The sequence below is a fragment of the Lagierella sp. genome (genome assembly GCF_029983815.1).
Classification (GTDB): Bacteria; Bacillota; Clostridia; order Tissierellales; family Peptoniphilaceae; genus Mediannikoviicoccus.
On sequence record NZ_JASBYU010000005.1, the window covers coordinates 50,426 to 76,244 of the forward strand.

General features: G+C 33.2%; 28 protein-coding genes. 19 read left to right on the plus strand and 9 right to left on the minus strand.

Going from position 1 to position 25,819, the window contains the following annotated elements; all coding sequences use genetic code 11:
- Nucleotides 1-6: 6 nt before the first annotated feature.
- From Q1K37_RS03610 to Q1K37_RS03630, 5 genes are all read left to right on the plus strand, one after another.
- Nucleotides 7-2,778 carry a thiopeptide-type bacteriocin biosynthesis protein gene (locus Q1K37_RS03610; RefSeq protein WP_300409445.1) on the plus strand — a complete coding sequence of 924 codons (2,772 nt, stop codon included), beginning with the start codon at nucleotides 7-9 and terminating at the stop codon, nucleotides 2,776-2,778.
- Between the two features lie 4 nt (nucleotides 2,779-2,782).
- A complete protein-coding gene (locus Q1K37_RS03615) occupies nucleotides 2,783-4,972 on the plus strand; it encodes a YcaO-like family protein (RefSeq protein ID WP_300409447.1) in 2,190 nt (729 codons plus the stop codon).
- Nucleotides 4,973-5,306: 334 nt separating this feature from the next.
- Nucleotides 5,307-6,080: an ABC transporter ATP-binding protein gene (locus Q1K37_RS03620; protein ID WP_300409449.1), complete on the plus strand. Its 774-nt coding sequence runs from the start codon at nucleotides 5,307-5,309 to the stop codon at nucleotides 6,078-6,080.
- Nucleotides 6,061-8,076 carry an ABC transporter permease gene (locus Q1K37_RS03625; protein ID WP_300409451.1) on the plus strand — a complete coding sequence of 672 codons (2,016 nt, stop codon included), beginning with the start codon at nucleotides 6,061-6,063 and terminating at the stop codon, nucleotides 8,074-8,076. Before Q1K37_RS03620 ends, Q1K37_RS03625 begins: the two co-directional genes overlap by 20 nt.
- Before the next feature lie 188 nt (nucleotides 8,077-8,264).
- Nucleotides 8,265-8,669, plus strand: a complete 405-nt coding sequence (locus Q1K37_RS03630) for a DUF3139 domain-containing protein (protein ID WP_300409452.1) — start codon at nucleotides 8,265-8,267, stop codon at nucleotides 8,667-8,669.
- 64 nt (nucleotides 8,670-8,733) lie between these two features.
- Here the strand turns inward: Q1K37_RS03630 and wecB are convergent, their stop codons facing one another.
- The 9 genes from wecB to Q1K37_RS03675 all read right to left on the minus strand — a co-directional run bounded on the left by wecB (nucleotide 8,734) and on the right by Q1K37_RS03675 (nucleotide 18,100).
- Nucleotides 8,734-9,804, minus strand: a complete 1,071-nt coding sequence (gene wecB / locus Q1K37_RS03635) for a UDP-N-acetylglucosamine 2-epimerase (non-hydrolyzing) (protein ID WP_300409454.1) — start codon at nucleotides 9,802-9,804, stop codon at nucleotides 8,734-8,736.
- Between the two features lies 1 nt (nucleotide 9,805).
- Entirely contained in the window at nucleotides 9,806-10,894 is a 1,089-nt protein-coding gene (locus Q1K37_RS03640) for a glycosyltransferase family 1 protein (RefSeq protein ID WP_300409456.1), read from the minus strand.
- A 210-nt stretch (nucleotides 10,895-11,104) separates the two neighbouring features.
- Nucleotides 11,105-11,950, minus strand: a complete 846-nt coding sequence (locus Q1K37_RS03645; RefSeq protein WP_300409458.1) for a hypothetical protein — start codon at nucleotides 11,948-11,950, stop codon at nucleotides 11,105-11,107.
- Nucleotides 11,935-12,651 (minus strand): ABC transporter ATP-binding protein, encoded by a 717-nt coding sequence (locus Q1K37_RS03650; protein WP_300409460.1) that lies wholly within the window; start codon nucleotides 12,649-12,651, stop codon nucleotides 11,935-11,937. The genes Q1K37_RS03645 and Q1K37_RS03650 overlap by 16 nt, the downstream gene beginning before the upstream one ends.
- On the minus strand, nucleotides 12,635-13,006 hold the full coding sequence (locus tag Q1K37_RS03655) for a GntR family transcriptional regulator (protein WP_300409462.1): 372 nt from the start codon (nucleotides 13,004-13,006) through the stop codon (nucleotides 12,635-12,637). Before Q1K37_RS03655 ends, Q1K37_RS03650 begins: the two co-directional genes overlap by 17 nt.
- 85 nt (nucleotides 13,007-13,091) lie before the next feature.
- Nucleotides 13,092-14,471 carry an aminotransferase class I/II-fold pyridoxal phosphate-dependent enzyme gene (locus Q1K37_RS03660; protein ID WP_300409463.1) on the minus strand — a complete coding sequence of 460 codons (1,380 nt, stop codon included), beginning with the start codon at nucleotides 14,469-14,471 and terminating at the stop codon, nucleotides 13,092-13,094.
- The gene (scfB, locus tag Q1K37_RS03665) at nucleotides 14,464-15,834 is read right to left on the minus strand and encodes a thioether cross-link-forming SCIFF peptide maturase (protein ID WP_300409464.1); all 1,371 of its coding nucleotides are present in this window, start codon (nucleotides 15,832-15,834) and stop codon (nucleotides 14,464-14,466) included. The genes Q1K37_RS03660 and scfB overlap by 8 nt, the downstream gene beginning before the upstream one ends.
- Before the next feature lie 172 nt (nucleotides 15,835-16,006).
- Nucleotides 16,007-16,156: a six-cysteine ranthipeptide SCIFF gene (gene scfA / locus Q1K37_RS03670; protein ID WP_300409465.1), complete on the minus strand. Its 150-nt coding sequence runs from the start codon at nucleotides 16,154-16,156 to the stop codon at nucleotides 16,007-16,009.
- 156 nt (nucleotides 16,157-16,312) lie between these two features.
- Complete coding sequence (locus tag Q1K37_RS03675) at nucleotides 16,313-18,100, minus strand: ABC transporter substrate-binding protein (protein ID WP_300409467.1); 1,788 nt, start codon at nucleotides 18,098-18,100, stop codon at nucleotides 16,313-16,315.
- A 100-nt stretch (nucleotides 18,101-18,200) separates the two neighbouring features.
- On the opposite strand from Q1K37_RS03675, the gene Q1K37_RS03680 reads away from it, so the two are divergent.
- The 14 genes from Q1K37_RS03680 (at nucleotide 18,201) to rplX (ending at nucleotide 25,805) form a co-directional block, all read left to right on the plus strand.
- Nucleotides 18,201-19,622, plus strand: a complete 1,422-nt coding sequence (locus Q1K37_RS03680) for a hypothetical protein (protein ID WP_300409469.1) — start codon at nucleotides 18,201-18,203, stop codon at nucleotides 19,620-19,622.
- A 366-nt stretch (nucleotides 19,623-19,988) separates the two neighbouring features.
- Nucleotides 19,989-20,297 carry a 30S ribosomal protein S10 gene (rpsJ, locus tag Q1K37_RS03685; protein WP_300409471.1) on the plus strand — a complete coding sequence of 103 codons (309 nt, stop codon included), beginning with the start codon at nucleotides 19,989-19,991 and terminating at the stop codon, nucleotides 20,295-20,297.
- Nucleotides 20,298-20,351: 54 nt separating this feature from the next.
- A complete protein-coding gene (gene rplC, locus Q1K37_RS03690; RefSeq protein WP_300409473.1) occupies nucleotides 20,352-20,981 on the plus strand; it encodes a 50S ribosomal protein L3 in 630 nt (209 codons plus the stop codon).
- A gap of 20 nt (nucleotides 20,982-21,001) precedes the next feature.
- Nucleotides 21,002-21,625, plus strand: coding sequence for a 50S ribosomal protein L4 (gene rplD, locus Q1K37_RS03695; protein WP_300409475.1), 624 nt, complete (start codon nucleotides 21,002-21,004; stop codon nucleotides 21,623-21,625).
- Nucleotides 21,625-21,921, plus strand: a complete 297-nt coding sequence (rplW, locus tag Q1K37_RS03700) for a 50S ribosomal protein L23 (protein ID WP_300409477.1) — start codon at nucleotides 21,625-21,627, stop codon at nucleotides 21,919-21,921. Before rplD ends, rplW begins: the two co-directional genes overlap by 1 nt.
- A 15-nt stretch (nucleotides 21,922-21,936) precedes the next feature.
- Complete coding sequence (gene rplB, locus Q1K37_RS03705; protein ID WP_300409479.1) at nucleotides 21,937-22,770, plus strand: 50S ribosomal protein L2; 834 nt, start codon at nucleotides 21,937-21,939, stop codon at nucleotides 22,768-22,770.
- Between the two features lie 15 nt (nucleotides 22,771-22,785).
- Nucleotides 22,786-23,070, plus strand: a complete 285-nt coding sequence (gene rpsS / locus Q1K37_RS03710) for a 30S ribosomal protein S19 (protein ID WP_300409481.1) — start codon at nucleotides 22,786-22,788, stop codon at nucleotides 23,068-23,070.
- 11 nt (nucleotides 23,071-23,081) lie between these two features.
- Nucleotides 23,082-23,417 (plus strand): 50S ribosomal protein L22, encoded by a 336-nt coding sequence (rplV, locus tag Q1K37_RS03715; RefSeq protein WP_300409483.1) that lies wholly within the window; start codon nucleotides 23,082-23,084, stop codon nucleotides 23,415-23,417.
- Nucleotides 23,418-23,432: 15 nt separating this feature from the next.
- Nucleotides 23,433-24,170 carry a 30S ribosomal protein S3 gene (gene rpsC / locus Q1K37_RS03720; protein WP_300409485.1) on the plus strand — a complete coding sequence of 246 codons (738 nt, stop codon included), beginning with the start codon at nucleotides 23,433-23,435 and terminating at the stop codon, nucleotides 24,168-24,170.
- A 20-nt stretch (nucleotides 24,171-24,190) separates the two neighbouring features.
- Complete coding sequence (rplP, locus tag Q1K37_RS03725; RefSeq protein ID WP_300409487.1) at nucleotides 24,191-24,631, plus strand: 50S ribosomal protein L16; 441 nt, start codon at nucleotides 24,191-24,193, stop codon at nucleotides 24,629-24,631.
- Nucleotides 24,621-24,827, plus strand: a complete 207-nt coding sequence (gene rpmC / locus Q1K37_RS03730) for a 50S ribosomal protein L29 (RefSeq protein WP_300409489.1) — start codon at nucleotides 24,621-24,623, stop codon at nucleotides 24,825-24,827. Before rplP ends, rpmC begins: the two co-directional genes overlap by 11 nt.
- Before the next feature lie 4 nt (nucleotides 24,828-24,831).
- Nucleotides 24,832-25,086, plus strand: a complete 255-nt coding sequence (gene rpsQ / locus Q1K37_RS03735; RefSeq protein ID WP_300409491.1) for a 30S ribosomal protein S17 — start codon at nucleotides 24,832-24,834, stop codon at nucleotides 25,084-25,086.
- A gap of 26 nt (nucleotides 25,087-25,112) precedes the next feature.
- Entirely contained in the window at nucleotides 25,113-25,481 is a 369-nt protein-coding gene (rplN, locus tag Q1K37_RS03740; protein ID WP_300409493.1) for a 50S ribosomal protein L14, read from the plus strand.
- Between the two features lie 15 nt (nucleotides 25,482-25,496).
- Complete coding sequence (rplX, locus tag Q1K37_RS03745; RefSeq protein WP_300409494.1) at nucleotides 25,497-25,805, plus strand: 50S ribosomal protein L24; 309 nt, start codon at nucleotides 25,497-25,499, stop codon at nucleotides 25,803-25,805.
- Nucleotides 25,806-25,819 lie beyond the last annotated feature (14 nt).

Here is a 25,819-nt window from a genome sequence, read left to right on the forward strand (position 1 = left end):
GAGAACTTGAGTAATTTTAGCATATTGAATACAGGGCTATACCGGACAACTATCCATTCTTATAGCAAAGATATAAAGTTAAATGACATGTTAAATTTTATTAAGAAAAATCAAATATTTCAAGAACAGATTCTAGCATCCAATACTAGTTTATATAACGAATTACTTAAAGCAACAAGGGAAAGTAATGTCCGAAAAATTAAACAGATAAATACATCTTTATTTAATTATTATAAAAGATCTATATATAGAACCACTCCGTTTGGACTCTTTTCTGGAATGGATATTTTGAGCATTAATAGCGCCAGCATTCAAAACAAAAACCGAATGAATATCGAGTGTGTTGATAAGAAGATAGTACAAATTAACCCTAAATGGCTGGATAAGCTTAACGAGAAATTAGTAACAATACACTACAAAAAGCTTAAATATTACGTAAATGCATCAATAATTGAAGACAATGAAACTATAAAATTATATATTCAAGATCGTAAAAGTGGAGAAAGAGAATCTATAATAATTGAAAGAAATGAAATTATAAATTACTTTTTAAAATTAAAAAGCACATTTACTTCCTATACAGATATAAGAAATATAGTTTCTAATATAGGGAAATTTACTGAAGATGATGTAAAGGAATTAATTATAGATTTAATTGATTTGAAAATTTTAATTCCTGAAACGGAGATTCCATTAAAAAACTATAGCTTATTAGATAAGCAGATTGAAATTCTTAAAAAATTAAATATGCCTATTAAAAGATTTGAATCTATAAAAGAGAAAATTTCAAATTATGAAAAGCTTAAAATAGGTGAAGGAATAAAAAAATTTGAAGATCTTGTTAATCAAATGTACACAATAAATAGAGAAATTACTGATCCTATTATAGTTAACACTATTTTAAAACCTAAAAATTTAAACATTGAACCTTCAAAGTTGGAGAGCTTTGAAAATATGATCAAAGTAATGATAAATTTAGAATATTTGATTATGAAAGATTTAAAAAAACAAATTATTGAGGAATATTTAGAGAGATTTGGAGAATATCAAAAAGTTAAATTTAAGGATTTTTATAATTTTTTACTTAACATAAATTTTTTTAAAGATCTTGAATATTACATTGAGGAAGGGTTTAAAAATTCGAAAGAAGTCAAAAATGTATATCAAAAAATTGATGAATCTATTATCGATGATGAGATAAAGTTAGAAAATATTTTTAAAGAAATTAATCTAAGCGGTAAGAGATATTATCCGAGGAGTTTTGATTTATTTTTAGAGAAAAATTCTAATAATACTTTTTATCTTGATGAAATGTACAGAAGTTTAAATGTTGGAAGTACTGAGGGGCGATTCTGCAATAGTGCTATAACAAATAGAAAAGTTAGCGCATCAGAAGTTGAGTTGATTTACAGGCCTTTAACTTCAAATTTGGATAAATTGGTTTATGGATTTACAGAAGTTCAAAAGAACATCCCTATAAATACTGTTCCTAGTAATGTGGACAAGACAATAATGTTAAATGAAATAGAAATAGTATTTCAAAATGATGAATTTATTTTATGGGACAATAAAAATAAAACAGATATATATGTAAGAAAATCAGATAATCTAAACTTGAAATATCTAAACAATATTGAAAAAACATTAATTTTGTTTTCGTCGGGAATGCTCTTAAATAGGAATCCAGTTAAACACCTAATGAAAGATAGAAAATATATACCTAAAATTACGTACAAAGGAATAACTATATGCAATAGGACTTGGAAGTTTATTAACAGGAATGTAGATTATAAAACATACCTAAAAGAAATAGACGAAATAGTTTTTGCAAAAAAACTACCTAAATTTTTAAATATTAAACATTTAGATATGAAATTACCGATAAACATACGAGATACTGATGATTTAAATTGTTTATACAAATTATCCCGTAATAAAGAAGTGTTTTTGGAGGAAATAGAAGAAGAAAAGGATAAGTTAAATAGAGAAAGTATAGTACTTAGAGTCTTGAATACTGAGGAAAAGAAAATATTTAAACAAGCTAGGACCTATGAAAAAAATACTAAATCTCTCTTTAGACGTTATGCAAATTTTAACATAAAAATATTAGAATGTTATAAGAGATACTTTTGGACTAAATTTTTTGATATATGTAACAATGATTTCTTTTTTATAAATTACTTAGACGATAATCATAGTTCCTTGAGGTTGAGAATAATAAATATTACGATGGACCAGCTTATTAAAATTGATAAAGAGTTTCACAATCTAGAGATGGATAATATAATCCACAAATACTCTTTAGAATGTTTTGAACCTGAATATAATAGGTATGGTGGAATAGAGAAATACAGGGATTATGAAAATATCTTTATAATTGAAAGTAAAGAAGCTGGCAAATTAATATCAGAAGGAAATGAACAGGAAAAATTAAAGAACTACTTATTAAATACTGTTAATTACATTATAAAATCCAATATTGACAACCAAAAAATTATAGATATTTTAAATGCAACGATTGATTACTCTAAGATAAATAAGAAAGATAAACTCATTTGCGATAAGCTAAAAAGAAATATTACTCACCAAGAATTAAGGAGTCATTATTTAAAACACTTTAAAACTCTTGGTAAGGCATTTAAAAACTTAGATGTTATAGGGTTGACAAGCTTGATTCATTTGTCAGCAAATAGATTATTTGGGATAGATAAAGAAAAAGAAAATCAACTAAAATATATATTAATTAAAACTTTAAAAAAATTAGAGCATGAGAGGTAGTTTTATGTATACTATTAATAACTTAAGTAGGGTATATAAAATTTCTGAACAAAGAGCAATCGTCGAAAATAGCAAAGGATATTTTATTTTGACAGGAGATTTATATATACTAGAGGAAATTCTTGGAATAATTAATTTAAACGGTAAATTAAATTCTGTGATTGAAAGATTAGGGAATACATTTGATGAAGAAGATATAAAAAGATATTTACAAGTCTTGATAAATTTAGAAATAATTACTAAAAAAGTAGATAAGAACACAATGGTTAAGAATATTATTGCTTATGGTAATCAATTATGTCTTGAATTGTTTTCGAATATAAATAGCAATGTTAAAATTCTTAAAGACATTAGGGAAGCAACTAAATTTCACGATCCTTTATTAATATTATTCTTAGACAAAAAAAGCAATGATGATATAATCAACATCAATAAATTCTTATTAAATCATAATATCAAATTTGTATTACTAAGGAAAAAGTTTAATAATTATATATTAGGACCATATGTAATTCCTTGGGAATCAGCTTGTGTTGATTGTTGCATAAAAAGTCTTTTTCAACACTATAATTCAATAAATAGTGGCCAAGCAAAAATCTGTAATAATGAAATTTCAAAACTTGAGTTCTCGGAAGACTTAATAAATGTTAATATTAATGAATTGACAATTATCCTAAAACAATTAAATGATCAAATTCTTAATATTGCTTATAAATCTGAGACTTATTTAGCAAATAAGGAAATAATAATTAAATTTAAACCTTTCTTAAACGTTAAAGAAAGCTTTTATGCTTCTACATCACTTTGTAAAAGCTGTAATAATATAAATAAGAACATTAAAAAATCAACAAATGTTAAGAAAATGGAAATCCCTCAATTTGAATATAATTTGGGAGGGAGTGATATATTTAAATATTTTAATGGAGGAACACGTATTTCGGATTACGAGGCTTCCTACAAAAAGCTTAAAGATTCAATAAATGCTTTGGATTTAAGTATAAAGATTGAACCAGATTATAATAGTATATTCAAAGATATTATGATAACTTATAATTCAAAATGTGAAGGCCTATTTATAAATAATATGTTAGTAGACTCTCAATTATCATATGGAAAAGGAATCACTGAAGAACAAGCCTTTCTTTCTGCAGGGTATGAATTAGTTGAAAGAATATCATCTAAGTACAGAGGTGAACAAGAAATTATAAGAGGTTCTTTTAACACTCTAAAAAAATATGCTACAGATGTTGGAGAAATTGTAAATTATGCAAAAGAACTTTCTTTGCCCTATGAAAGATTTGACAAAGACATGACAATTGATTGGGTATGGGGATACTCATTAATTGACAGGAATTCAAAACTTATACCAGCATCTTTAGTATTTTTATCTGACGCATATTTTTATGGAGATTATTTAAGCTTAACTTCTTCAGGTCTTTCTGCGAGTGAAAATTATTTAGATGCAATATTACAAGCTTTATTAGAAATAATAGAACATGATTCTTGGATGATTTATCAAAGTACCGGCATATCAACTGATACAATAAATTATGATTCTATAAATGATTCTAGGATATTATCATTGATAAATAAAATAAGACTAGAAGGATTTGAAGTAATTAGTAAAAATTATACATCTGATTTAGGAATTCCAGTAATCAAAAGTTGGATATATAACAAAAAAGACTATCTTAAATTTGCGTTTAGTGGTTTTGGAGCATCTTTCATACCTGAAATAGCTTTGGAAAGATCTATTACCGAAGCCATTCAGGCTTATCCTTATTATGTAACAAAAGATAATAATAGATTCTATAGAAAAACACATAGAAATTTTTCAAAAGATCATGTAAGTTTATATGGATTATCACATTTCTATAATAGTGAAATTAAAAATGATACTAAAATAGTAGAAATAGGAAATGTATCAGAAATAAAAAATGTAAATACAATTCAAGAGGCTATAGGAGTTCTTTTAAAAAAAATACGAAAAACTAATCCTAATTTAGATATCATAGTAGTAAATCTTAGAAGTTCAATTTTTAATATACCAACAGTAAAGGTTATTGTTACAGGAGGTCTTCAAACACAAAGAGAACCTATGCTCATTGCTGCCGAACGTACATTGAAATATAAAATGAGAAATGGGAATAAAAGATCATATCTAGATTTATATCTTGGACCATATCCGCACTAAAGCAACATTACTATATAATAATAATAAAATAATAATAAATAAATAATGAACTCAATAAATGTAGATTAAAAGAAGTGGAATTTAACCTAAAAATAAACTGTCTGAGAAATAACATAAAGTATGCGACTAATTGGTTTTAATATATTAAAACCACCTTTAAAATAAATATACGAAGAAAAGAGCTTATTGAAGATTAGTTTTTGAGTAATTGGACAGTCCTAGGGCTGTCCTTTAAACTTTCTATATTACAAATTGTAAGGTTATATAAAAACTGTAAGTTTAGATTTGGGATTATTATTTCAAAAGGATGTAAGATAGTCTCAAGGAGGTTGTTATGAATATTTTAGAGGTAACGAATTTAAAAAAAGTATATAAAGGAAAAAAGACTTCTGTTGAAGCCTTGAAAGATGTCAATTTTGCTGTAGATAAGGGAGAATTTGTCGCAATCATGGGGGAATCTGGTTCAGGAAAGACCACTTTGCTAAATATTATTGCAACGGTGGACCACCCTACCTATGGTGAAGTAAAGTTAAATGGCGAAAATATATTTAAAAAGTCAGAGGATTCACAAGCGGAATTTCGAAGGAAGAACTTAGGTTTTGTATACCAGGACTTCAATCTATTAAACTCGCTAAACAACAGGGACAATATCTTTTTGCCAATGGTTTTGTCAAATGAAAAGGTAAGTTTAATGCAAGAGAGGATTAAAAAGATTGCTTCGGAATTGAATATTGAAAATCTTTTAAACAAATATCCCTATGAAGTTTCCGGTGGACAAAAACAGAGGATTGCCATAGCCAGAGCCATGATAACATATCCTAAGCTACTTTTGGCAGATGAGCCTACAGGAGCCTTGGATTCAAATTCCAGTATGGAACTTTTAAATCTTTTTGAGGACTTGAACATGAAGGGCCAAACCATTTTGATGGTAACCCATTCTACCATGGCGGCATCTCGAGCTTCCAGGGTGCTATTTATAAAAGACGGCATCATATTCTATGACCTATATAAAGGTGACATGAACAACGAACAGATGTATAAAAAGCTGGTACAAACCCAGATGATGTTGCTCTCTGGAGGTGACACAATTGAAGAAGCTGGAATTTAAACTTGCTTTTAACAATATAAAAAACAATAAGATGATTTACATTCCCTATATCTTGGCTTCCGGGGTTTTTGTATATATCTACTTGTTGCTATTGAACTTGCAAAGTGAAGCATTCATTGCAAATAGCAAGGGGTCTAGGACCATTGCCCAGGTTTTAGGGCTTGGAACATGGATAATAATGATATTTGCCATATTTTTCCTACTGTATATCAATGCGGTTTTAAACAAGAGCAGGATAAAGGATTTGGCGCTTTACTCAATGTTGGGGGCGTCAAAAAAGAGTATTGGGAAAGTCATAGGAATTGAAACTGTTATCACATCTATATTGTCCATAGCCATTGGGATTGGTACATTGCTTTTAAGTTACCCCCTTATACTGAAGATAATAGCAAAGATACTGGGGATTACAAACATTGAAATATTTAACATAAATACTTTCTTTATCAAAGAGACCATTAGAATGTTTGTGCTTATGCACTTGGTTTTGGGAATAATCAATATCTTTTCAATTATGAGGTCAAACCCTATACAACTTCTACAAAAGAGTAAAGAGGGAGAAAAGGAACCTAAGGCTTCAATAATAGGAATTGTTTTAGGGTTGTCTTTACTTGGCTATGGTTATTATGCAGCACTGACGACAGACTCTATAATTAAAAGTTTAAAGGTCTTCTTTGTAGCAGTTATAGCAGTAATATTTGGAACTTACTTTCTATTTGGCTCAATTTCTATAATTCTTCTTAAAGCATTGAAGAAGAATAAGAGGGTTTACTATAAGGAAAAAAACATGACCTTCATCTCAGGACTTCTTTTTAGAGTTAAGGAATCCTCTGCAGCCCTTGCCAGTATTTGTATAATTTCGACCATGTTTTTAGTAGTGTTTACATCCTTAACAGGATTACTAAAAAGTAAGGAGACTTTTTTAGAATATGCATTTCCTTCCGACTATGCTCTTATGTACTACGGACAGGACAGGGACTTGGACGAAAATATTAAACAGGAAATAGAAAAAATATCCCAGGAGGAAAATGTACCTCTAAATGATATTAAAGTGGGAGAAAAGATCCTCTTTGGAATCGAAAAAAAGGACTCGGAATTCGTTCCTGTAGTATACGAAGAGGGAACAGAAAAGGTCTTTGAAAAGGACTTTACCCTTGTCTCCCTTGTAAACATCGACCAGTTTAACGGCCTGTCTGATAAAAAATACGATTTAAAGGATAAGGAAGTTTTAATCTATTCCAATAGGGGATACACCTATGAAGATTTTAAGTTTGGGAAGTTAGATTACAAGACAAAGATGTTAGAAACAATTCCAAATCATTTCAATAGTCCAACGGAGGGTCTATTTCACAATCTAGTTCTTGTGGTAGAGGATAGTAAAGAAATAACCGACGAAATTGATGAATTTATAGGGAATAAAAAAGACGGAGGAACATACACCCCACAAACGGATATCTTTATAGATGTAAAGGACAATACCGTTTCAAACCCTAATTTTACAAAGAAAATTACTGAAATTATGACATCAGAGAAAATTTCACAACAATATTCAACGGGATTTACAGACGGAATTACAAGCAGAGTGGAATTTAGTAATATATATAGCGGAGTTTATATTGTAGCGACTCTTTTGTCACTTATCTTTGTTATATCCACCTCCATTATCATCTACTATAAACAGATAGCAGAAGGGGTGACGGACGGAAAGAATATTGCAATTATGAGAAAGATGGGTATGTCACAAAATCAAATCAAGAAGAATGTTTCAAGACAAAACTTCTTTATGTTCTTCGCACCCTTCTTCGTTGCAATCTGTCATACCCTAGGTTCATCTAAAATAGTCTTTGATATAGTAAAAATTGTTGGTATCATAGACAAAAAGACATTTATCATCTCAACTGCAATTGGCATAGGAATTTACCTGGTGGTATACCTTATTATGTTTAAACTTTCAACAGTCGTGTACCTAAAGATGGCAAGTAGATATGAAAATAGATAGCCTCTAGCAAATAAAAATCACGTTAAACCCTTACAAAATGAAGTAGGGGTTTTTCTAATAAAGCTAAAAATATATGAAGTTTTATTATTTTATTACATGGCAAAGTGAAAAAATGATAGTTTGAAAATAAATAAAAATTATTATTGACAATGTCATAAAAAACGGTAAAAAAAACTAGAGGTGATTAAATGAAGAAGAAAATTATAATTATTATTGCAGCTTTAATCCTATTGCACATTGCCTCTAGATATATTACAGGATATATTGTAGAGAAGAGGATTGATGATTTTATAGCTAAGCAGGGAATAAAGAAGGAAGAAATTTTAGAAGAATCCTTTGGATTTAGTCTAAATCTACTATATTTTGGCAAAGTAATCACTCTTAAAAACGAACCAGGAGTGGAGCTTCGATATGACTACAGCATTTATGACCCTCCGATAATTGTAATACCAAAGAAATATGATGAGTACTACAATGGCGTATACTACAGTACTTATGATGGTAAACCACCAGAAGAAGGACAAAAATACGATGAGGGTACTTTAGGAAAAGATGGGAATTTTTTAAGGGAATTTGAGACCATAAACAAATAAAAATATAAGGGAACTCAGTAACTTTTTTAAGTTAAAGAGCTCCCTTTTCTTTTTCAAATTTGCATTATTTGTCTATAACACTTTCATGTAAAACTTCAACTATCTTCTTTGCTGCATCGCCACTTCCATATATATTTTTCTCAAAATTTCTTGACGCATCTTTCATCATATTATCGTAGATCTTATCGGGAGAGGACAGAATGTTTATCTTCTTGTCGGTTAGTTCTCTCCAAGAGGTGTCTTCCATAACGACGACAGCGCTTTTACCTGCAAAGTAGGATTCCTTTTGAAACCCTCCACTATCCGTAAGGACTTTTTTGCAGTGCAGTGTAAGGCCCATAAGTTTAAGGTAGTCTATAGGGTCAAGAATTTTAATGTTTTCTAATAAGGCTTCTAGTCCAAAGCTTTTTACCCTTGCCCTAGTCCTAGGGTGTATTGGAAAGACTACAGGTATTTGTCTTGAAACCTTGGCAACCTGATTTAAGATTTCCTCTAAAGTTTCTTTTTTGTCTACGTTAAAGTCCCTATGTAGTGTCATTAAGATAAAATTATTTTCTTCTAGACCTAAATTGGACATAAGGCTGTCGTCAAATTTAGGTTTCATCTTTAGGAAGATATCATACATTACATCGCCGGTAAAATAGACGTTTTCAACGATGTTTTCCCTTTTTAAATTGTCCATACCGTATTGGCTAGGGACAAATAGATAATTTGAAATTCTATCCGTTAAAACCCTATTTATTTCTTCAGGCATGGTCTTTGGTTCTTGTCTAAGGCCCGCTTCCACATGACAAACTTTTATGCCCAGTTTTGATGCTGCAATTGCTCCGGCCAAGGTGGAGTTGGTGTCTCCATAGAGTACAAGAAAGTCTGGTTTTTCCTTTATTAAAATCTTCTCTATTTCAATAATCATAGTTCCAGTCATTTTACCATGGGTCATTCCATTTATTCCCAGGTTATAGTCTGGTTTTTTCATTTTGAGTACATCAAAGAATACGCTGGACATGTTTTCATCGAAGTGTTGTCCAGTATGAACAACGGTTTCTTCTATATCGTCGTATTTATTGATTTCATGTTGCAAGATTGCCTCTTTTACAAACTGTGGCCTTGCACCAATGATGGATAATATCTTCATATTATTTAGTCAAATCCTCCTTAACCTTTAAAGCTCTAGCCTTCCAGGTGTGTTTATGGATAATCTCCTGTGTGTTTTTTTTCTTTTCATCAATTTCTGACCTGTTTTCATATAGCCTATTAAGTAGTAACTTCAACTCATAGGAAGAGTAGGGCAGAGACCATCCAATATCATTTTTTTCTACAAAATCACCAACGGCGGTGTTTTCGACAGTTAAAATAGGTTTTGAATATTTAATATATTCAAAAAGTTTAACAGGAACTGCAAAGTCCCGATATTCCACTGGTTTAACATATAGGACTCCAATATCAGCATCTTTTAGAAAAGGTTCATAACCTTTAGGATCTTCATGAATAATTGTTATCCTATCATTTAAATAGGGACTGTAGCGTTCTTTCAAATTTTCCCACTCATCCTTTCTTGTACAAATAGTAAGATGGGTAAATTCAAGAAAGTTTATGGCCTTTAAGAACTCATCCAATTGATACAAATCTCCAAGGCCTCCCACGTAGAAGAACTTTAGTTTTGGTGAGTTTTCTTTTTTATATTCCACCTTTTCGTCTATTCCAGGCGGAAGTTCATCAAATAGTAAATTTTGATTTATAGGAATATACTTTTTCATCTTAAGGCTTGGAAGATAGATTAAATCAACTAGTTCTTCATATTTCCTTAAATCATATTTATAAAAAAACGTGGATACAAGTCTTTTAGACAAAGATACACTTTTCCTATACTCTTCAAATAGCCAGTATATATCTCGGTAAAAAAGTCCAATCTTTATCCCCTTAGATTTTAGAAATTTAAAAAAACCAAAGTCTAAAAAGGGATAGCTTGGCAAGTGATTTTTTTCTGTAAGTAATGTAGGCATAGTCGAACTTTCGCTATAGCAAAAGTCGTAAATTGTGCCTTGTTCAATTTTTTGTTTTATCTTTAAAATGGCTTCTTTTCTGGTCGATCCATAACCCATAACAACATCCACATTGTACCCAAGGTCTTTAAAACCTTGAAGGAGTTTCATAGGTCGAATGGAAGATCCAGAAAGCCTACTTTCGTCCACAAAGTATGGAACATGGAAAATAATATTGTTCATAATTCTCCTTTCCAAAATATTATAACATATTTTGAATTGATAGATTTGATATCTTAGGTTTATTAAGGAAGTTTAAAATATGGGATAATAGGCAAAGGAAGTCTATATTATTTTGAGAAGAAACGGTGGTTTAGGCCATCTCTTATTTTTGCACTAAAAAAACCGTTGAGGTGCTATGGTTCTTATACCTCAACGGTTTTTGATTCTGGGCTAAAAGTCTGCTTTGTGGTTTAACATGTAGATGGTAGTAAAGTAAAATATCAAACCGACTACTAAATATAGGATGGCGTTTGCTATATTAAAGGAAAGTAGGGTTACCTGTAATGGCGATTCTGCCAATGCCTCTACAGACCTATTCACCACCTGAATTCTACTATAGAACTCCAGTCTATAGGGTGCAAATATATTGATAAAGTAATTTCCTATTGCTAGAATTGAGGACATTACCAAGTAGACCAAAAACCAAAGTATTCCCGACTTGGAATTCTTAAATACCGATTTTGCAAAGGTGATTGAAAAATAAAGCATCATCAATGAAAAGATGGACTGTAGAATTAACAGTATTCCCAGGATAATGATATGGCTGATGTTGACATCGGCGATATCTAAACCTGCTTTAAAGCCTTCAATAAATGCCTTATTTATATTTGGAAGGAGCAATTTTGAAAAGAAAAAGGCTCCTACAAGAATACTCGCATCGGTTATGATGGTCCAAAGTGTTATATTTATTAGCTTAGAGTTTAAAAAGTCCTTTCCATCTATTGGCAATGTAAATTTAAGTAGAGAACATTCTCTGTACAGGTCCCTCTTAAAATTTGTAACAACATAGAATATAAATGCAATTACTATTCCCACTATGATTATTGTTGTCAAAAGTATTGTAATTGGAAATACTAGACCTGGATTGTCAATTTTACCTACTCCTGGACTTAAGTCATCTCCTGACAAGGTCTTTACTCCTACTAAAAATAGGAATGATGCAACTAGGCCTCCTAGGATAAGGTAAAGGAAATAAATGGCTGTCTTTTTAAATTCGTATTTTAATAATTTTCCCATTGTAATCCTCCAAAGACTTTTTTATACATTTCTTCTATAGAAGCGCCATGATTGGTTCTTATGTTCTCTGTTGTATCGAATAGAGATATTTCTCCGTCTTTAATAAAGATAACATCTTCAAAGATATTTTCAATGTCCTTTACTAAATGGGTTGAAATTATCATGGTGCTATTAGGTGCAATATTGTCTATAATGGTGTTTAAAATTTCGTCTCTTGCCACAGGGTCAACTCCTGCAATTGGCTCGTCAAGGACATAGATTCTGGCTTTTCTCGCTAGAACCATAGCAAGATGTAATTTTTCTGACATTCCTTTGGAAAGTGAAATAATCTTCATGCTTGGATCTAGTCCTAGGTTTTTTAATAGACGATGTACTTTTTCTACATCAAAGTCGCTGTAGAAGTCATTATAGTAGGCTATACAGTCGGAAATTTTGTTAAAATAATATAATATGTCCTTGTCTGGAAGATAGGACACAAAGGACTTTGTAATCTTTCCAGGTTTAAAGTCGTCAAGCAAGATTTCTCCTGTGTAGGTCCTTATTAAACCGGTTATTATTTTTATCAATGTGGTCTTTCCTGACCCGTTGGGACCAAGAAGTCCTATTACTTTTCCTTGTTCCAAGGAAAGATTTATATTTTTTAAAGCGTAATTTTTTCCGTATTTTTTGCTTAGATCTCTAATTTCAATTAGGTTGCTCATGTCTTTTCCACTCCTCTCTTAATAGTTGAAAGCATTCTTCTTCAGATAGACCTAGACTATTTATTTCCTTGTAAAAATTGGAAATAATCTCCTTGCCCTTAGTGACCTTTAGGTTTTTTAATACTTTATCATCAGTGGTTACAAAGTTTCCAAGTCCTCTTTGAGAGTAGATTATACCTTCCTTGTTTAACTCTTGAAAGCTCCTTTGAACAGTATTAGGGTTTACTTTTAAATGAGAGGATACATCTCTTACTGAGGGAACTTTTTCATTTGATTGAAGTTCACCTCGTATTATCTTGTACTTAAAATAATCCATTATCTGTAGATAGATGGGTTGATAGTCGTTGAAATTCACTATTACACCTCCATACTGTGTTAATTTAATAATACAGCAATATAATTCCCTTGTCAATAGGATGGGGTTGGGGAAGAGGTGTTGATCAATCTAAAGATTCCACATATAGATTATTCAAATCTTTATTAAAGTCTGTATAGACCTTTACTCCATTTTCAATTAGTCCCAGTAAGTAGGAAATGTCATCTTCTTTGATGATGTCGCCTTTTTTAAGGTAGATATTTCCTGGGGGATAGATTATGATATTTTCTTTTAAAGTCCTTCCTGCAGAATGCCTTAAGGACACGGTGTTTTCGTCGGAAATTTCTCCGGATTCAAAGTCGCTATCTGCTACTTCATAGTCCTTCATATTAAAGGATTTAATAGCTTCTGCTAAAGCTAAGAAGTCCTCTCTTTCATCCATAGGACTGGTGATTAATACCATAATATTTTTAGTAATCATCTCTATAAATATCCCTTTTTCTTCCAGATGCTTTCTTAGATAGATGGAAGGAAACTTTGTTTCTAGTATAACCCTAGAAAAATCCTGCTCAAGACCTTCTCTAAAACTAGGATAGGATATAAAGTATATGTCTTTTATGGACTTGTAAAAATCTTCTATATATCCCTTTAGTTCTTTCATTTTATCTCTTCCGCAAACTTCCATATAGGCTCTACTAAGTTCCAGTGCCATCATCAGGATATAGGATGGTGAGGAAGTCTGTAACTTTTCCATCATAGATAGTACACTTGCTATCTCCTTGTCATCCATATGGTGGTTAAAGTTTATTATCGATGTTTGGGTCAAGGAAGGAAGGGTCTTATGAAAGGAGTTTACTGAAAGACTTGCGCCTAATGTCATTGCATCTTTTGTTAAAGAGTAATGGTATTTTAAATGGGAGCCATGGGCTTCATCAACAAATAGATAGACCTTATTTTCCTTACAATATTCAGCTAGAACATCGATATTTTCTGATAGCCCAAAGTAATTTGGTCTAGAGAGAATAACCATTTTAATCTCCTTGTCCCCTTTGAGTTTTTCCACAAACCTTTCTTGTTTTATTGGTATTTCAAGGCCTGTTTCTGTCTTTTCGTGATCCAATATTACTGGAGTCAACTTATTAAGTTCTATGGCATTATAAACCGATTTGTGACAATTTCTTGCCATTAGCACCTTTTCTCCGGGGGTTGTCAAGCCCATAATCCCTGCTAAAATTCCAACGGTTGTACCATTTGTCAAGAAGAAGGATTTTTTGGAACCTCTTTCTTCTGCCAAGAGTTTTAAAGATTCTTCTATAATTCCATTGGTGTTATATAGATTGTCTGCACCGTTAACTTCGGTAAAATCTATCTTTAGCATATTTTCCATTATTGGCTTGTAAAGTTCATAGGCCTTGCCCTTATGTCCAGGCATATGAAACCTAATTTTGTCTATTTCCTTTAGCTCCATTAGCCCTGTAAGAATAGGTGTATTAAGTTTAGTCATTAGCATTCCCCTTTAACATTTTTTCTACTTCTACATAAATAGCGCATTCTGTTCTCTTTTTTTGCATTTCACAGCCTAACTCATAGGGCTTTTTAATATCTTTATTGAAGTTGTAGGCGTTGGCATGACAACCTCCAGAACAGTAGAACTTGTTCCAACATTCTTTACAGTCTTCCTTTTCGAAAACGTGGGCCGAACCGAAAGTCTCCTGTAAACTTTTGGGAAGGGTCAAGTTCTCATCTAAAATATTACCCATTTTAAAGTCCTCTTGTCCTACAAATTGATGACAAGGGTAGATGTCACCTTCTGGTGTAATTGCAAGGTATTCACAACCTGCGCCACATCCAGACACTCTCTTTATAATACATGGGCCCTGACTAAGGTCTATCATAAAGTGAAAGAACTTAAAGTTTTCGCCATCTGTTTGAAGCTTTGCATAGGTTTTTGCATAGTCTTCATATTCCTTTAATATAGCTGGTAGGTCTTCTTCTGTAATTGCATAGGGGTTGTTGTCCGGGTCCACCACTGGTTCTATGGAGGATAGGTTGAAACCTAGATCTTTGAAAAGCTTTAAATCCTTTGAAAAGTCCAGGTTGTTCTTGGTAAATGTACCTCTAACATAATAGGACTTCTTTCCTCTTTTCGAGATAAGCTTTTGGTACTTTGGAACGATTAAATCATAGGACCCTTTGTCGTTTAGAGTTGGTCTCATCTCGTCATTAATCTCTTTACGGCCGTCAAGACTTAAAACTACATTGTGCATATTTTCATTTATATAGTCGATAATTTCATCGTTTAACAAAACGCCGTTGGTGGTTATGGTAAATCTAAAATACTTACCCTTTTCCTTAGCGATTTCATTTCCGTAGGAAACGAGTTTTTTTACTAGGGGAAAGTCCATCAGTGGCTCTCCACCAAAAAAGTCAACTTCTAAGGCTTTTCTAGATCCGGAATTATCAACTAGGTATTTCAATGCTTTCTTACCAACTTCCTCTGTCATATAGGCCTTGTGACCGCCGAAGTCTCCCTGGGATGCAAAACAGTACTTGCATTTTAAGTTACAGTCGTGGACAACGTGTAGGCAAAGTGCTTTAAGAACTGGCTCTTTGTTTTTGATGGCGTCAAAGTCTATGTAGTCATCTGAGGAAAACAACAGACCTTGTCTTTCCATGTTCTCTATTTCATCATAGCAATCAGAAACGTCCTTTGCATCATACTGACTTAGGATTTCTATAATTTCTTCTTTTGTATTTTCTTTATAATAGTCTAAAATATCATAGGATATATCATCGAATAGGTGAACTGCACCTCCGTTTACATCCAGTACGATATTTCTTCCATGCATTTTATATTTATGAATCATTTTTACTCCTTATCTTTTTTGAAAAATTAAGTACATATTCTACAAAAATCCTACAATTGGCAAGTTGAGAAACTCAAAATGTTTTGTTAGTTGTAGGCGCTTTACTATAGTTTAGTCCTTAACGGGTTCTATTCACAAAAAAGGGGCTGAACTTAATCAACCCCCTTAAAAATTATCTATTTTCGTTTTCGCACTCTTGGTTACCTACGGTGCAAGAAGTCTTGCAAGCAGATTGGCAGGATGTTTGACATTCTCCACATCCACCCTTACAAGCAGATTTCTTTAAAGAATTGCCTGAAATTGTAATTATATGTTTTTTCATAGTATGTACCTCCTCGTGTCTTTAATTATAACATATTAGTACGGTTGTAAAAAGGGGGATGTTGAGATTTGCTCCTTTTAAGTTAAAATTTATTTTTATAGAATAAAATACAAATCTTAAAACCCTGGAATCTTATTACGACCAGGGTTTTAAGGTTTATTTTAGTTCTTTTGCGCCTTCTGGCTTAGTTATCTTCTTAGGTTGAGCATTTTCATTGTAGATATTTACATTATCATACCTAGGTTCGTCTTTTAAGTCGGACTCTTTAATGTCATATTTCTTTAAAGCCTTATCACTTGCTTTAAATTCATTGATTTTCAGGCGATTTAAATTGGTGAAAAATGAATAGCTACTAGGCATGGCCTCTTCGACATTGGTTAGTCTATCGTCGGTTGCTAGCACTCTGTTTAAATATAAAAGAGGATAGATAGGTTTATCTCGTAATATAGTATCTTGTATCTCTCCATATAGTTTAACCCTAGTCTCTAAATTGGAAGACTCTCTAGCTTTTTCCCAAAGGAAATCCAAATCTTTATTTTTATAACCTGAGTAGTTAAAGATTCCATCTGTTTTAAAGAAGTTTTTGAAATAGTCTGGATCTTTATCTGAGTCATAGATGAAAAGACAGATATCAAATAAATCTGAGTTCGGATCTTTAAGCTCTTCTACATACTCCTCTTCATATAGGGGAACTAGTTCTAAGTTTATTCCCTTTGCAATCAAATTCTCCTGTAGATATACTGCAAACTTTTCTTGAATTTCGCCTGGGTCTAGAACAAATCCAAGTCTTATTGAAAAGTTGTCGTCTTTTCTCTGAACGGATTTTATATACTCAACGGCATTTTCTATGGACATATCATTTATCAAGTTGTTTTCTGATTTGTACATATTATCGTGGCCAAATACGGAATTTGCACGAGAAACATTGGTGTTGTCTCCGAAATTTGAAGCTATTGAATTCACGTTTATTAAATTGCTAATAGCCTTTCTCATCTTTGGACTGGAAACTGTCTTGTTGTTCATTTTAAATAGAAGTGAAGCTACCTGTCCAGATTCAATGGTTTCAATATTGTAAAAGTCGTTAACAAAGGCGGAGCTGTCACTCCCTAGGATATATCCTCCTTGAATATTGTAATCCAACATATCATAGCGTGGACTTGAGTAGTGAGCCACCACTCTTATAGACAACTTTTCAATATTGCTCTTTCCGTCAAAGTATTCTTTAAAGGCTTCAAAGTTGTACTCGTCTACTTTAAAGTACTCATCTTTAATCTTGTCTTTATATACATAGGGTCCTGAACCTATTAAGAAATTCTTATCTTTAAAAGTGAATTTCTTAGGGCTTTTTTCAAAGGTTTTTTGTGGAACCACCTTTAGTTTTTCTAAGGCGTATTTTAAAGTGTAAGATGGTTTAGATAAGTTTAGTTCTACAGTATCATCTGAAATTTTTTTAAAATCTATTTCCTCGCCATCTACATAAAAGGAATCAAGATAGGTGGTGTCGTTGTTGTTGTAAGTATAATCGATTGAAAATATTACATCGTCAACGGTAATCCTGCTACCATCATGCCAAAAGATATTATCCTTTAACTTTAAGACATAGTTTTTGCCATCTTCCGATATAGAAAGACTATCAGCCAGTAGGTAGTTGTATTCTTCTGAATTATGGGACTCTCTAATGGTAAAGAGTTGTTGATACAATATACCTGTAATAATCTTTGAAGACTCATCCTTTGCATAAAAAGGATTTAAATTTTCTGGGGGAACCACAATTCCAAACTTTACCTTATCTTTTAACTCTTTTTGAAAGGAAAGTCTATTGATTAATTTTTCCCGTTCTATTTCATAAGCTTCTTTCTTAGGGTTATTAATTGGAGACTGTTTACAAGAAGTCAGTAATATTAAAAAAACCAAGGAAAGTAAACCAAGTTTTAAATTTTTCATAGATACCTCCTAATAAGTATTATTGCAAAAAAATCGGCTAGTTTCAATACCAGGGTACAATGACCTTTTCTATGCTATAATAAAAAAGAAGGAGGGCTATATGGCATTTAATTTACAAAACACTTACATTTTATTTTTCTTTGTTACAACCACAGTGATATCTGTTTTACTATATAAAAAAGCTTCGAAGACTCTGTCTTTATCTAAGTTAGGGCCGATTTCTCTAACCTTTTACTTTTTGTATTTTCTTTCTTATCTTGGAACGACGATATTGAATTTAAAGCTCACAGGACATTCCATGATGCGATATATGAGGCACTGGCAGATAGTGCAGGATGCTTTTTTTATACTTTCCTGTATGATGATTGTATTCCCAGGGATAATAATTTTATTTAACCGCATATTCAAATATAGACCTGAGGAATATCAAGCTTATAGGAAGAAGGAAATTGTTAGAAAAAGTTCGGAAAGAGCACAGTTCATCACCATGGTATGTGCTACGATTCTTTGTGTGGCAGCGGTAATATTTGTTTTTGGGAAATTAGGTCTTGAACACAATCCCTATCTTGCGGTGATAAGAGGGGACAGTAAGGATCAGTTGGCGGTTTTAAGAAATGTAATCGCTGGAGAATTTACAGGTATTTCTGGATATATAAAAAACATCCTGGGTTTAACTATGACCCCTTTTCTATCCTATGTTGCATATGTTCATTTGAGAAACACCAAGGAAAAACGTTGGTTAGTACTCTTTATAATTTTGTTTGTATTTTCAAACTTGATGGTTTTTTACAACCTTCAAAAGGCAACTTTAGTAATGTATTGGTTAAACTTTATTATTCTTTCAATAATATATGGTGACAAGGTTAAAGTAAAATACTTAGTCGCATTTGGATTGGTGGGTTTTTTAACTTTAAATCTTATGTACTATTTTGTTTCTAAGGTTGAACTTAACAAATTATTATCCTTGGATAACCCAATACTATCAAGACTTTTTATCACAACGCCAATGGGGTTTTTGTTACACTTAGAAGTCTTTACCTATAGAATGTTACCACTTGCAGGTGCTTCTTTGCCAAAGATTATAAGTGGTCCTCTATTTGGATTCAGTGAGGTCGTTAGGTCTTCAACTGTTGTTATGCAGTCGGTAAACTTTATAGGAGAGAGATCTGGACAGGCAGGAGTTTATAATGGTCTGTTTTTAGGGGAAGCCTATGCAAACTTTCAAACTCTGGGAATTTGGATAGCGATGTTTCATGTTCCAATAGTGTTTTTTGCTATTAATGCAATATTTACACGTCTGCCAAAGACTGCTATAAATGTATCCTTGTTTTCTTACTTGACTGTAGCTCTTTTGCTGACCTTGCATGGCGGATATGCTGATTTTGTATTCAATATGATTTGGGCTACTGTGGTTATAGCCTGTGTTTTGATGGGAGGATTTAGTATTTTCCTCGATAAATTTGTCTTTAAGAAGAAAGAGGGCTATAAAGACCGAAGAACAAATGAAAAAATTGAAGAGTAAATAAATATTTTAAGGGCCAGTATCAAATTGTAGTTGGTATCAGGCCCTTTTTCAATTGTACCTAAGTGTTATTTCCTATATAATAAGGAAGGAAATTAAATTCTTGTAATATTTGTAAAATTTTCAAAAAAACTTGCAATTAATCTAACCTTTGTGTATAATGTATGAGTGTCAAAAAAGGAAAAGCGTTGAAACGGGAGGTTGCTGAGGTTTTCAGGGAATTTCCGTGGAGTAAGTCCAAACTGGATTTGGGCGAAAGGATTACTTAGACCGAAAGGTCTTTTAAAAAATTAAGACACGATACACCCGGATGGGTGGATGCCGAAAGTAATCAGACGCTTCCAAAATTTCAAGGAGGTGCCTATAATGGCAAAACAAAAGATAAGAATTAGACTAAGAGCTTATGATCATGAGTTAATCGATCAATCTGCTCACAAGATTGTGGATGCAACTAAGAGGACTGGAGCGCAAGTTTCTGGACCTATTCCTCTTCCTACTGAAAAAGAGGTTGTTACAATTCTTAGGGCTGTTCACAAGTACAAGGACAGTAGAGAGCAGTTTGAACAAAGAACACATAAAAGACTAATCGATATCGTTGATCCAAACAAAAACACTCTTGAAGCTTTGAAGAAATTAAATCTTCCTGCTGGTGTTGATATCGAGATTAAGCTTTAATCTTAGTATGATTGTAAGTGGACAATCCGCTGTAAGTAATTAGGAGGTGTGCTCATGAAGAGTATATTGGGAAAGAAAATTGGAATGACTCAAATTTTCGGTGAAAATGGACAGTTGATTCCTGTAACTGTTATAGAGGCAGGCCCTATGATAGTTACTCAAGTTAAGTCGGTTGACACTGACGGATATAATGCTATTCAAGTTGGTTATGTTGATATGAAGGAACATAAGGTAAACCAACCAATGAAGGGTCATCTTGACAAGGCAAATGCTGGATACAAGAAATATTTAAGAGAATTTCGTGTTGAAGATGCTACTGCCTATGAACTAGGTTCTGAAATCAAGGTGGACATTTTTAAGGAAAATGACAAGATAGACGTTTTTGGTACTTCTAAGGGTAAGGGAACTCAAGGTGCTATCGTTAGATACAACTACGGTAGAGGTCCTGAAAGTCACGGTTCAAAATCCCATAGAGTTGCGGGTGCAAGATCTGCTTCTGCATATCCTGGACGTGTATTCAAAGGAAGAAAAGGTAGCGGTAAGATGGGTAATGAACGTGTTACTGTTCAAAACCTACAAGTTGTTAGAGTTGACGCAGATAAGAATCTAATTTTAGTTAAGGGAGCTGTTCCCGGACCTAAAGGTGGACTTGTAACATTGAGAGAGTCTGTAAAGGCTAATTAGTTTAGGAAGGGGGATGGAATATGCCTAGCATTAAAATGTTAAACCAACAAGGTGAATCTGTTGGAAATATAGATCTTAGAGAAGATATATTTGGCGTAGAAGTAAATGAACATGTTGTTTACGAAGTTGTTAAAAATCAACTTGCAAACAAAAGACAAGGCACTCAATCCGCAAAGACAAGAGCTGAGGTTAGAGGCGGAGGAAAGAAACCTTGGAGACAAAAAGGTACTGGACGTGCTCGTCAAGGTAGTATCAGAAGTCCTCAATGGAAGGGTGGAGGAATTGTATTTGCTCCAAAACCAAGGGACTACAGCTACAAAGTGCCTAAGAAGGTAAGAAGACTTGCGTTAAAGTCTGTTTTAACTTCAAAATTAAATGATGAAGAATTAATCGTATTAGATGCATTGAAACTTGATGGTTTCAGCACTAAGACTGCTAAGAGTGTTTTAAACGATATAAAGGCTTCTAGAAAGGCTTTAATTGTAATTGATGCTGATGATGCACATATCGCTCGTTCTTTTAGAAACATTGAAGGGGTTAGTGTTGCAACTGCTGAAAAGATCAATGTATATGATGTTTTAAAACACGACTCTCTTATTCTGACACAAGATTCAGTTAAGAAGATTGAGGAGGTGTTTGCATAATGATGTCACCTTACGATATTATTATTAAACCTATTATCACAGAGGCATCCATGGATAGAATGGACCAAGGGGTCTACACTTTCAAGGTTGCTAGAAATGCAAATAAATCAGAGATAAAAAAAGCAATTGAAGTTGTTTTCGGAGAAGGGGTTAAGGTAGCTAAGGTAAATACCATGACTGTTCCTGGAAAGTTAAAGAGAATGGGACAAAATCAAGGTAAGACTCCTACTTGGAAAAAGGCTATTGTAACTTTAAAACCGGATTCAAAAGAAATTGAATTCTTTGAAGGATTATAATTAGGAGGTAAATAAATGGCTATAAGAAAATACAAACCAACCTCTGCCGGCGTACGTGGAATGTCCGTACTAAGCTTTGAAGAAATCACAAAGAATAAACAACCTGAAAAGTCACTTTTAGTAAACTTAGGAAAATCAGGTGGTAGAAATTCATATGGTAGGATTACTGTTCGTCACAGAGGCGGCGGTGCTAAGAGAAAATATAGAATAATTGACTTTAAAAGGGACAAGGATGGAATACCTGCAAAGGTAGCTTCTATTGAATACGATCCTAATAGAACTGCAAATATTGCACTTTTAAATTATGCTGATGGTGAAAAGAGATATATTCTTGCTCCTCACGGATTGAAGGTAGGATATACTATTGAATCTGGTGAAGATGCGGATATTATGATAGGTAATGCTTTAAAGCTAAGAAATATTCCTGTTGGTACTACAGTTCATAATATTGAGTTGAAGCCTGGTAAGGGTGGTCAACTTGCAAGAACTGCTGGTGCTGAAGCCCAATTGATGGCTAAGGAAGGGGAATTTGCTCAATTAAGATTACCTTCTGGAGAGTTTAGACTTATACATCTTGAATGTCGTGCAACTATTGGACAGGTTGGAAATATTTCTCATGAGCTTATTACTCTTGGTAAAGCTGGTAGAAATAGACATCTTGGTAAGAGACCTCATGTAAGAGGTTCTGCGATGAACCCGGTAGATCACCCTCATGGTGGTGGGGAAGGTAGAACTCCAATCGGTCGTCCAGCACCATCTACACCTTGGGGTAAACCTGCTGTTGGACTTAAGACTAGAAAGAGATCCAAGAAGTCTAATGCATACATTGTAAGAAGAAGAAATAAGTAATAAGGAGGGGTTTTAATGGGAAGATCCGTTAAAAAGGGACCATTTTGTGATGCTCATCTGCTAAAGAAGGTTGAAGCCTTAAATGCTGATGACAAGAAACAAGTAGTTAAGACTTGGTCTCGTAGATCTACAATTTTTCCACAATTCGTTGGACACACAATTGCGGTACATGATGGTAGAAAGCATTTACCGATTTATATAACTGAAGACATGGTTGGACATAAGCTTGGAGAATTTGTTACTACTAGAACTTATAGAGGCCATGTTGGAAAAAGTGAAAAGGCTAGTAAGGTTAGATAGGAGGACTGGATATGGAAGTAAAGGCTATTGCTAAATATGAAAGAATATCACCTCTTAAGGTTAACTTTATTTGTAAGGAAATTAGAGGTAAGAATGTTGATGAGGCCCTAGCGATTTTGAAATTTACTCCTAAAAAGGGAGCTAGACTTTTGGAAAAAGTATTAAAGTCTGCTATTGCCAATGCTGAGCACAATTTCAACTTGGATAGGGATGAGCTTATCGTAGCCCATGCTTATGCTAATCAGGCTCCTGTTATGAAGAGATGGAGACCTAAGGCTAAGGGTTCGGCTTATCCGATTTTAAAAAGATCAAGCCATATTGGCGTTGTAGTTAAGGAAAGAGAATAAGGAGGGTAAGCGAATATGGGTCAAAAAGTTAATCCACATGGTTTAAGAGTTGGAGTAATTAAAGACTGGAGTTCTAAGTGGTTTGCTGATAAGAAAGACTTTGCTGATTTACTAGTTGAAGATAAAAGTATTCGTGAATTGGTTAAAAAAGAAGTTTTCTTATCTGGTGTATCCGATATTCAAATCGAAAGAGCTTCTAATAAGATTAAAGTTACAATCAATACTGCAAAACCCGGAATGGTTATTGGTAGACAAGGTGCTGGGGTTGAAGTATTAAGAAATAAATTAGAAAAATTGACTGATAAGCAAGTTATTATAAATGTTGAAGAAGTTAAAAGACCTGATTTAGATGCACAGCTAGTTGCTGAAAATATAGCTGCTTCTCTTGAAAGAAGAATTTCTTTTAGAAGAGCTATGAAACAAGCTATTCAAAGAAGTATGAGAGCTGGTGCTAAGGGTGTTAAGACTTCTGTATCTGGACGTGTTGGCGGTGCTGATATGGCTAGAACTGAAGGTTATAGCGAAGGAACTATTCCTCTTCAAACTCTAAGAGCTGACATAAGCTATGGCTTTGCTGAAGCGGACACTACTTATGGTAAGATTGGTGTTAAAGTTTGGATATATAAGGGCGAGGTTCTTCCTGGTATGAAGGAAGCTAAACTTCCTGAAATCAAAGATAACAGAAGAAGAAATAAGAGAAACAGAAGAAATAACCCAAAGAGAAATAACAGAGGTCAATCAGAAAACAAATAGTTCATAGGAGGAAAGAATCTATGTTAATGCCTAAAAGAGTTAAGCATCGTAAGGTTCACAGAGGTAGAATGACCGGTAAGGCTCATAAGGGAAACCAATTGGCTTACGGTGATTATGGCCTTCAAGCGCTAGAACCTTGCTGGATGACTGCAAATCAAATAGAAGCCGCAAGACGTGCGATGACTAGATATATTAAAAGAGGCGGAAATATTTGGATAAAAGTATTTCCTGATAAACCGGTAACTGAAAAACCTGCAGAAGTACGTATGGGTTCTGGTAAGGGTAATCCAGAATACTGGGTAGCTGTAGTAAAACCGGGTAGAGTTTTATTTGAGATGTCAGGTGTTACTGAGTCCATTGCAAGAGAAGCGATGAGACTTGCTGCACACAAGCTTCCAATTAAAACAAAATTTGTAGCTCGTGAAAATATCGAAAAGGACGGTGAAGCTGATGAAAACTAAAGAAATACGTCAAATGTCCGACGCTCAATTACAAAGTTCTTTAAAGGACTTAAAGGTTGAACTATTCAACTTGCGTTTTCAATTGGCAACCGGACAGTTGGATAACCCTATGAGAATAGGTGGAGTTAAAAGAGATATAGCCCGCATTAAGACAATCGTAAGAGAGCGAGAGCTTAATATAGGTAAGGAGGCTTAATCTGATGGAAAGAAATCAAAGAAAGACAATAATCGGTACTGTTGTATCGGATAAAATGGATAAAACTATCGTTGTAGCTGTAAATACTTTTGTTTCCCATCCGCTTTATAAAAAACAGATGAAAAATACTGCAAAGTTTAAAGCCCATGACGAAAACAACGAATGTAATATTGGAGACAAAGTAAAGATAATGGAAACTAAGCCTATCTCTAGACAAAAGAGATGGAGACTTGTAGAAATCCTCGAAAGAGCAAAATAATCTTATTACTAGAAAGGAGAAACTAAATGATTCAACAAGAAAGTCGTTTAAGAGTCGCAGACAACTCTGGTGCGAGAGAACTACTAGTTATAAGAGTTTTAGGGGGTACTAAGAAAAAGTACGCCAACATTGGGGATATAGTAGTTTGTACCGTTAAAACTGCAACACCCGGAGGAGTTGTTAAGAAGGGTGACGTTGTAAAGGCTGTTATCGTTAGAACTAAGACAGGTGTAAGCAGAAATGACGGAAGTCATATTAGATTTGATGACAACGCAGCGGTAATTGTAAAAGATGATAAGAATCCGGTTGGTACTAGAATTTTCGGTACTGTAACTAGAGAGTTAAGATCCGGAAACTTCATGAAGATAATTTCTTTGGCACCTGAAGTTATATAGTTGGAGGTGTATCACATGAAAATTAAAAAAGATGATACGGTAATTGTAATTGCCGGTGCAGATAAAGGTAAAAAAGGTAAAGTTTTAAAGACTTTTCCAAAGACTAACAAGGTGATCGTGGAAGGCGTAAATGTCGTTACTAAGCATGAAAAACCAAGGGGACCTCAAAACCCTGGTGGTATTGTTAAGAGCGAAGGCGCTATTGATGCATCAAATGTTATGTATTATGATTCTAAGGCTGGCAAGGGCGTTAGAATAGGATATAAGGTTGAGTCTGGCAAGAAGACTAGATTTTCTAAAGCCGACAACAAACCTATTAAATAGTAAGGGGGTAATTT

What these genes read in the sequence shown, in the direction of transcription:
- rplN (WP_300409493.1), top strand. Translation starts at nt 25,113, where the DNA reads ATGATTCAACAAGAAAGTCGTTTAAGAGTCGCAGACAACTCTGGTGCG.
- rpmC (WP_300409489.1), top strand. Translation starts at nt 24,621, where the DNA reads ATGAAAACTAAAGAAATACGTCAAATGTCCGACGCTCAATTACAAAGT.
- wecB (WP_300409454.1), bottom strand. Translation starts at nt 9,804, where the DNA reads ATGAAGATATTATCCATCATTGGTGCAAGGCCACAGTTTGTAAAAGAG.
- Q1K37_RS03620 (WP_300409449.1), top strand. Translation starts at nt 5,307, where the DNA reads ATGAATATTTTAGAGGTAACGAATTTAAAAAAAGTATATAAAGGAAAA.
- Q1K37_RS03680 (WP_300409469.1), top strand. Translation starts at nt 18,201, where the DNA reads ATGGCATTTAATTTACAAAACACTTACATTTTATTTTTCTTTGTTACA.
- Q1K37_RS03640 (WP_300409456.1), bottom strand. Translation starts at nt 10,894, where the DNA reads ATGAACAATATTATTTTCCATGTTCCATACTTTGTGGACGAAAGTAGG.
- scfB (WP_300409464.1), bottom strand. Translation starts at nt 15,834, where the DNA reads ATGATTCATAAATATAAAATGCATGGAAGAAATATCGTACTGGATGTA.
- Q1K37_RS03675 (WP_300409467.1), bottom strand. Translation starts at nt 18,100, where the DNA reads ATGAAAAATTTAAAACTTGGTTTACTTTCCTTGGTTTTTTTAATATTA.
- rplV (WP_300409483.1), top strand. Translation starts at nt 23,082, where the DNA reads ATGGAAGTAAAGGCTATTGCTAAATATGAAAGAATATCACCTCTTAAG.
- rplX (WP_300409494.1), top strand. Translation starts at nt 25,497, where the DNA reads ATGAAAATTAAAAAAGATGATACGGTAATTGTAATTGCCGGTGCAGAT.
- scfA (WP_300409465.1), bottom strand. Translation starts at nt 16,156, where the DNA reads ATGAAAAAACATATAATTACAATTTCAGGCAATTCTTTAAAGAAATCT.
- rplP (WP_300409487.1), top strand. Translation starts at nt 24,191, where the DNA reads ATGTTAATGCCTAAAAGAGTTAAGCATCGTAAGGTTCACAGAGGTAGA.
- rpsC (WP_300409485.1), top strand. Translation starts at nt 23,433, where the DNA reads ATGGGTCAAAAAGTTAATCCACATGGTTTAAGAGTTGGAGTAATTAAA.
- rplB (WP_300409479.1), top strand. Translation starts at nt 21,937, where the DNA reads ATGGCTATAAGAAAATACAAACCAACCTCTGCCGGCGTACGTGGAATG.
- Q1K37_RS03660 (WP_300409463.1), bottom strand. Translation starts at nt 14,471, where the DNA reads ATGACTAAACTTAATACACCTATTCTTACAGGGCTAATGGAGCTAAAG.
- rplW (WP_300409477.1), top strand. Translation starts at nt 21,625, where the DNA reads ATGATGTCACCTTACGATATTATTATTAAACCTATTATCACAGAGGCA.
- Q1K37_RS03615 (WP_300409447.1), top strand. Translation starts at nt 2,783, where the DNA reads ATGTATACTATTAATAACTTAAGTAGGGTATATAAAATTTCTGAACAA.
- Q1K37_RS03645 (WP_300409458.1), bottom strand. Translation starts at nt 11,950, where the DNA reads ATGGGAAAATTATTAAAATACGAATTTAAAAAGACAGCCATTTATTTC.
- rplC (WP_300409473.1), top strand. Translation starts at nt 20,352, where the DNA reads ATGAAGAGTATATTGGGAAAGAAAATTGGAATGACTCAAATTTTCGGT.
- rpsQ (WP_300409491.1), top strand. Translation starts at nt 24,832, where the DNA reads ATGGAAAGAAATCAAAGAAAGACAATAATCGGTACTGTTGTATCGGAT.
- rpsS (WP_300409481.1), top strand. Translation starts at nt 22,786, where the DNA reads ATGGGAAGATCCGTTAAAAAGGGACCATTTTGTGATGCTCATCTGCTA.
- Q1K37_RS03650 (WP_300409460.1), bottom strand. Translation starts at nt 12,651, where the DNA reads ATGAGCAACCTAATTGAAATTAGAGATCTAAGCAAAAAATACGGAAAA.
- rplD (WP_300409475.1), top strand. Translation starts at nt 21,002, where the DNA reads ATGCCTAGCATTAAAATGTTAAACCAACAAGGTGAATCTGTTGGAAAT.
- Q1K37_RS03630 (WP_300409452.1), top strand. Translation starts at nt 8,265, where the DNA reads ATGAAGAAGAAAATTATAATTATTATTGCAGCTTTAATCCTATTGCAC.
- rpsJ (WP_300409471.1), top strand. Translation starts at nt 19,989, where the DNA reads ATGGCAAAACAAAAGATAAGAATTAGACTAAGAGCTTATGATCATGAG.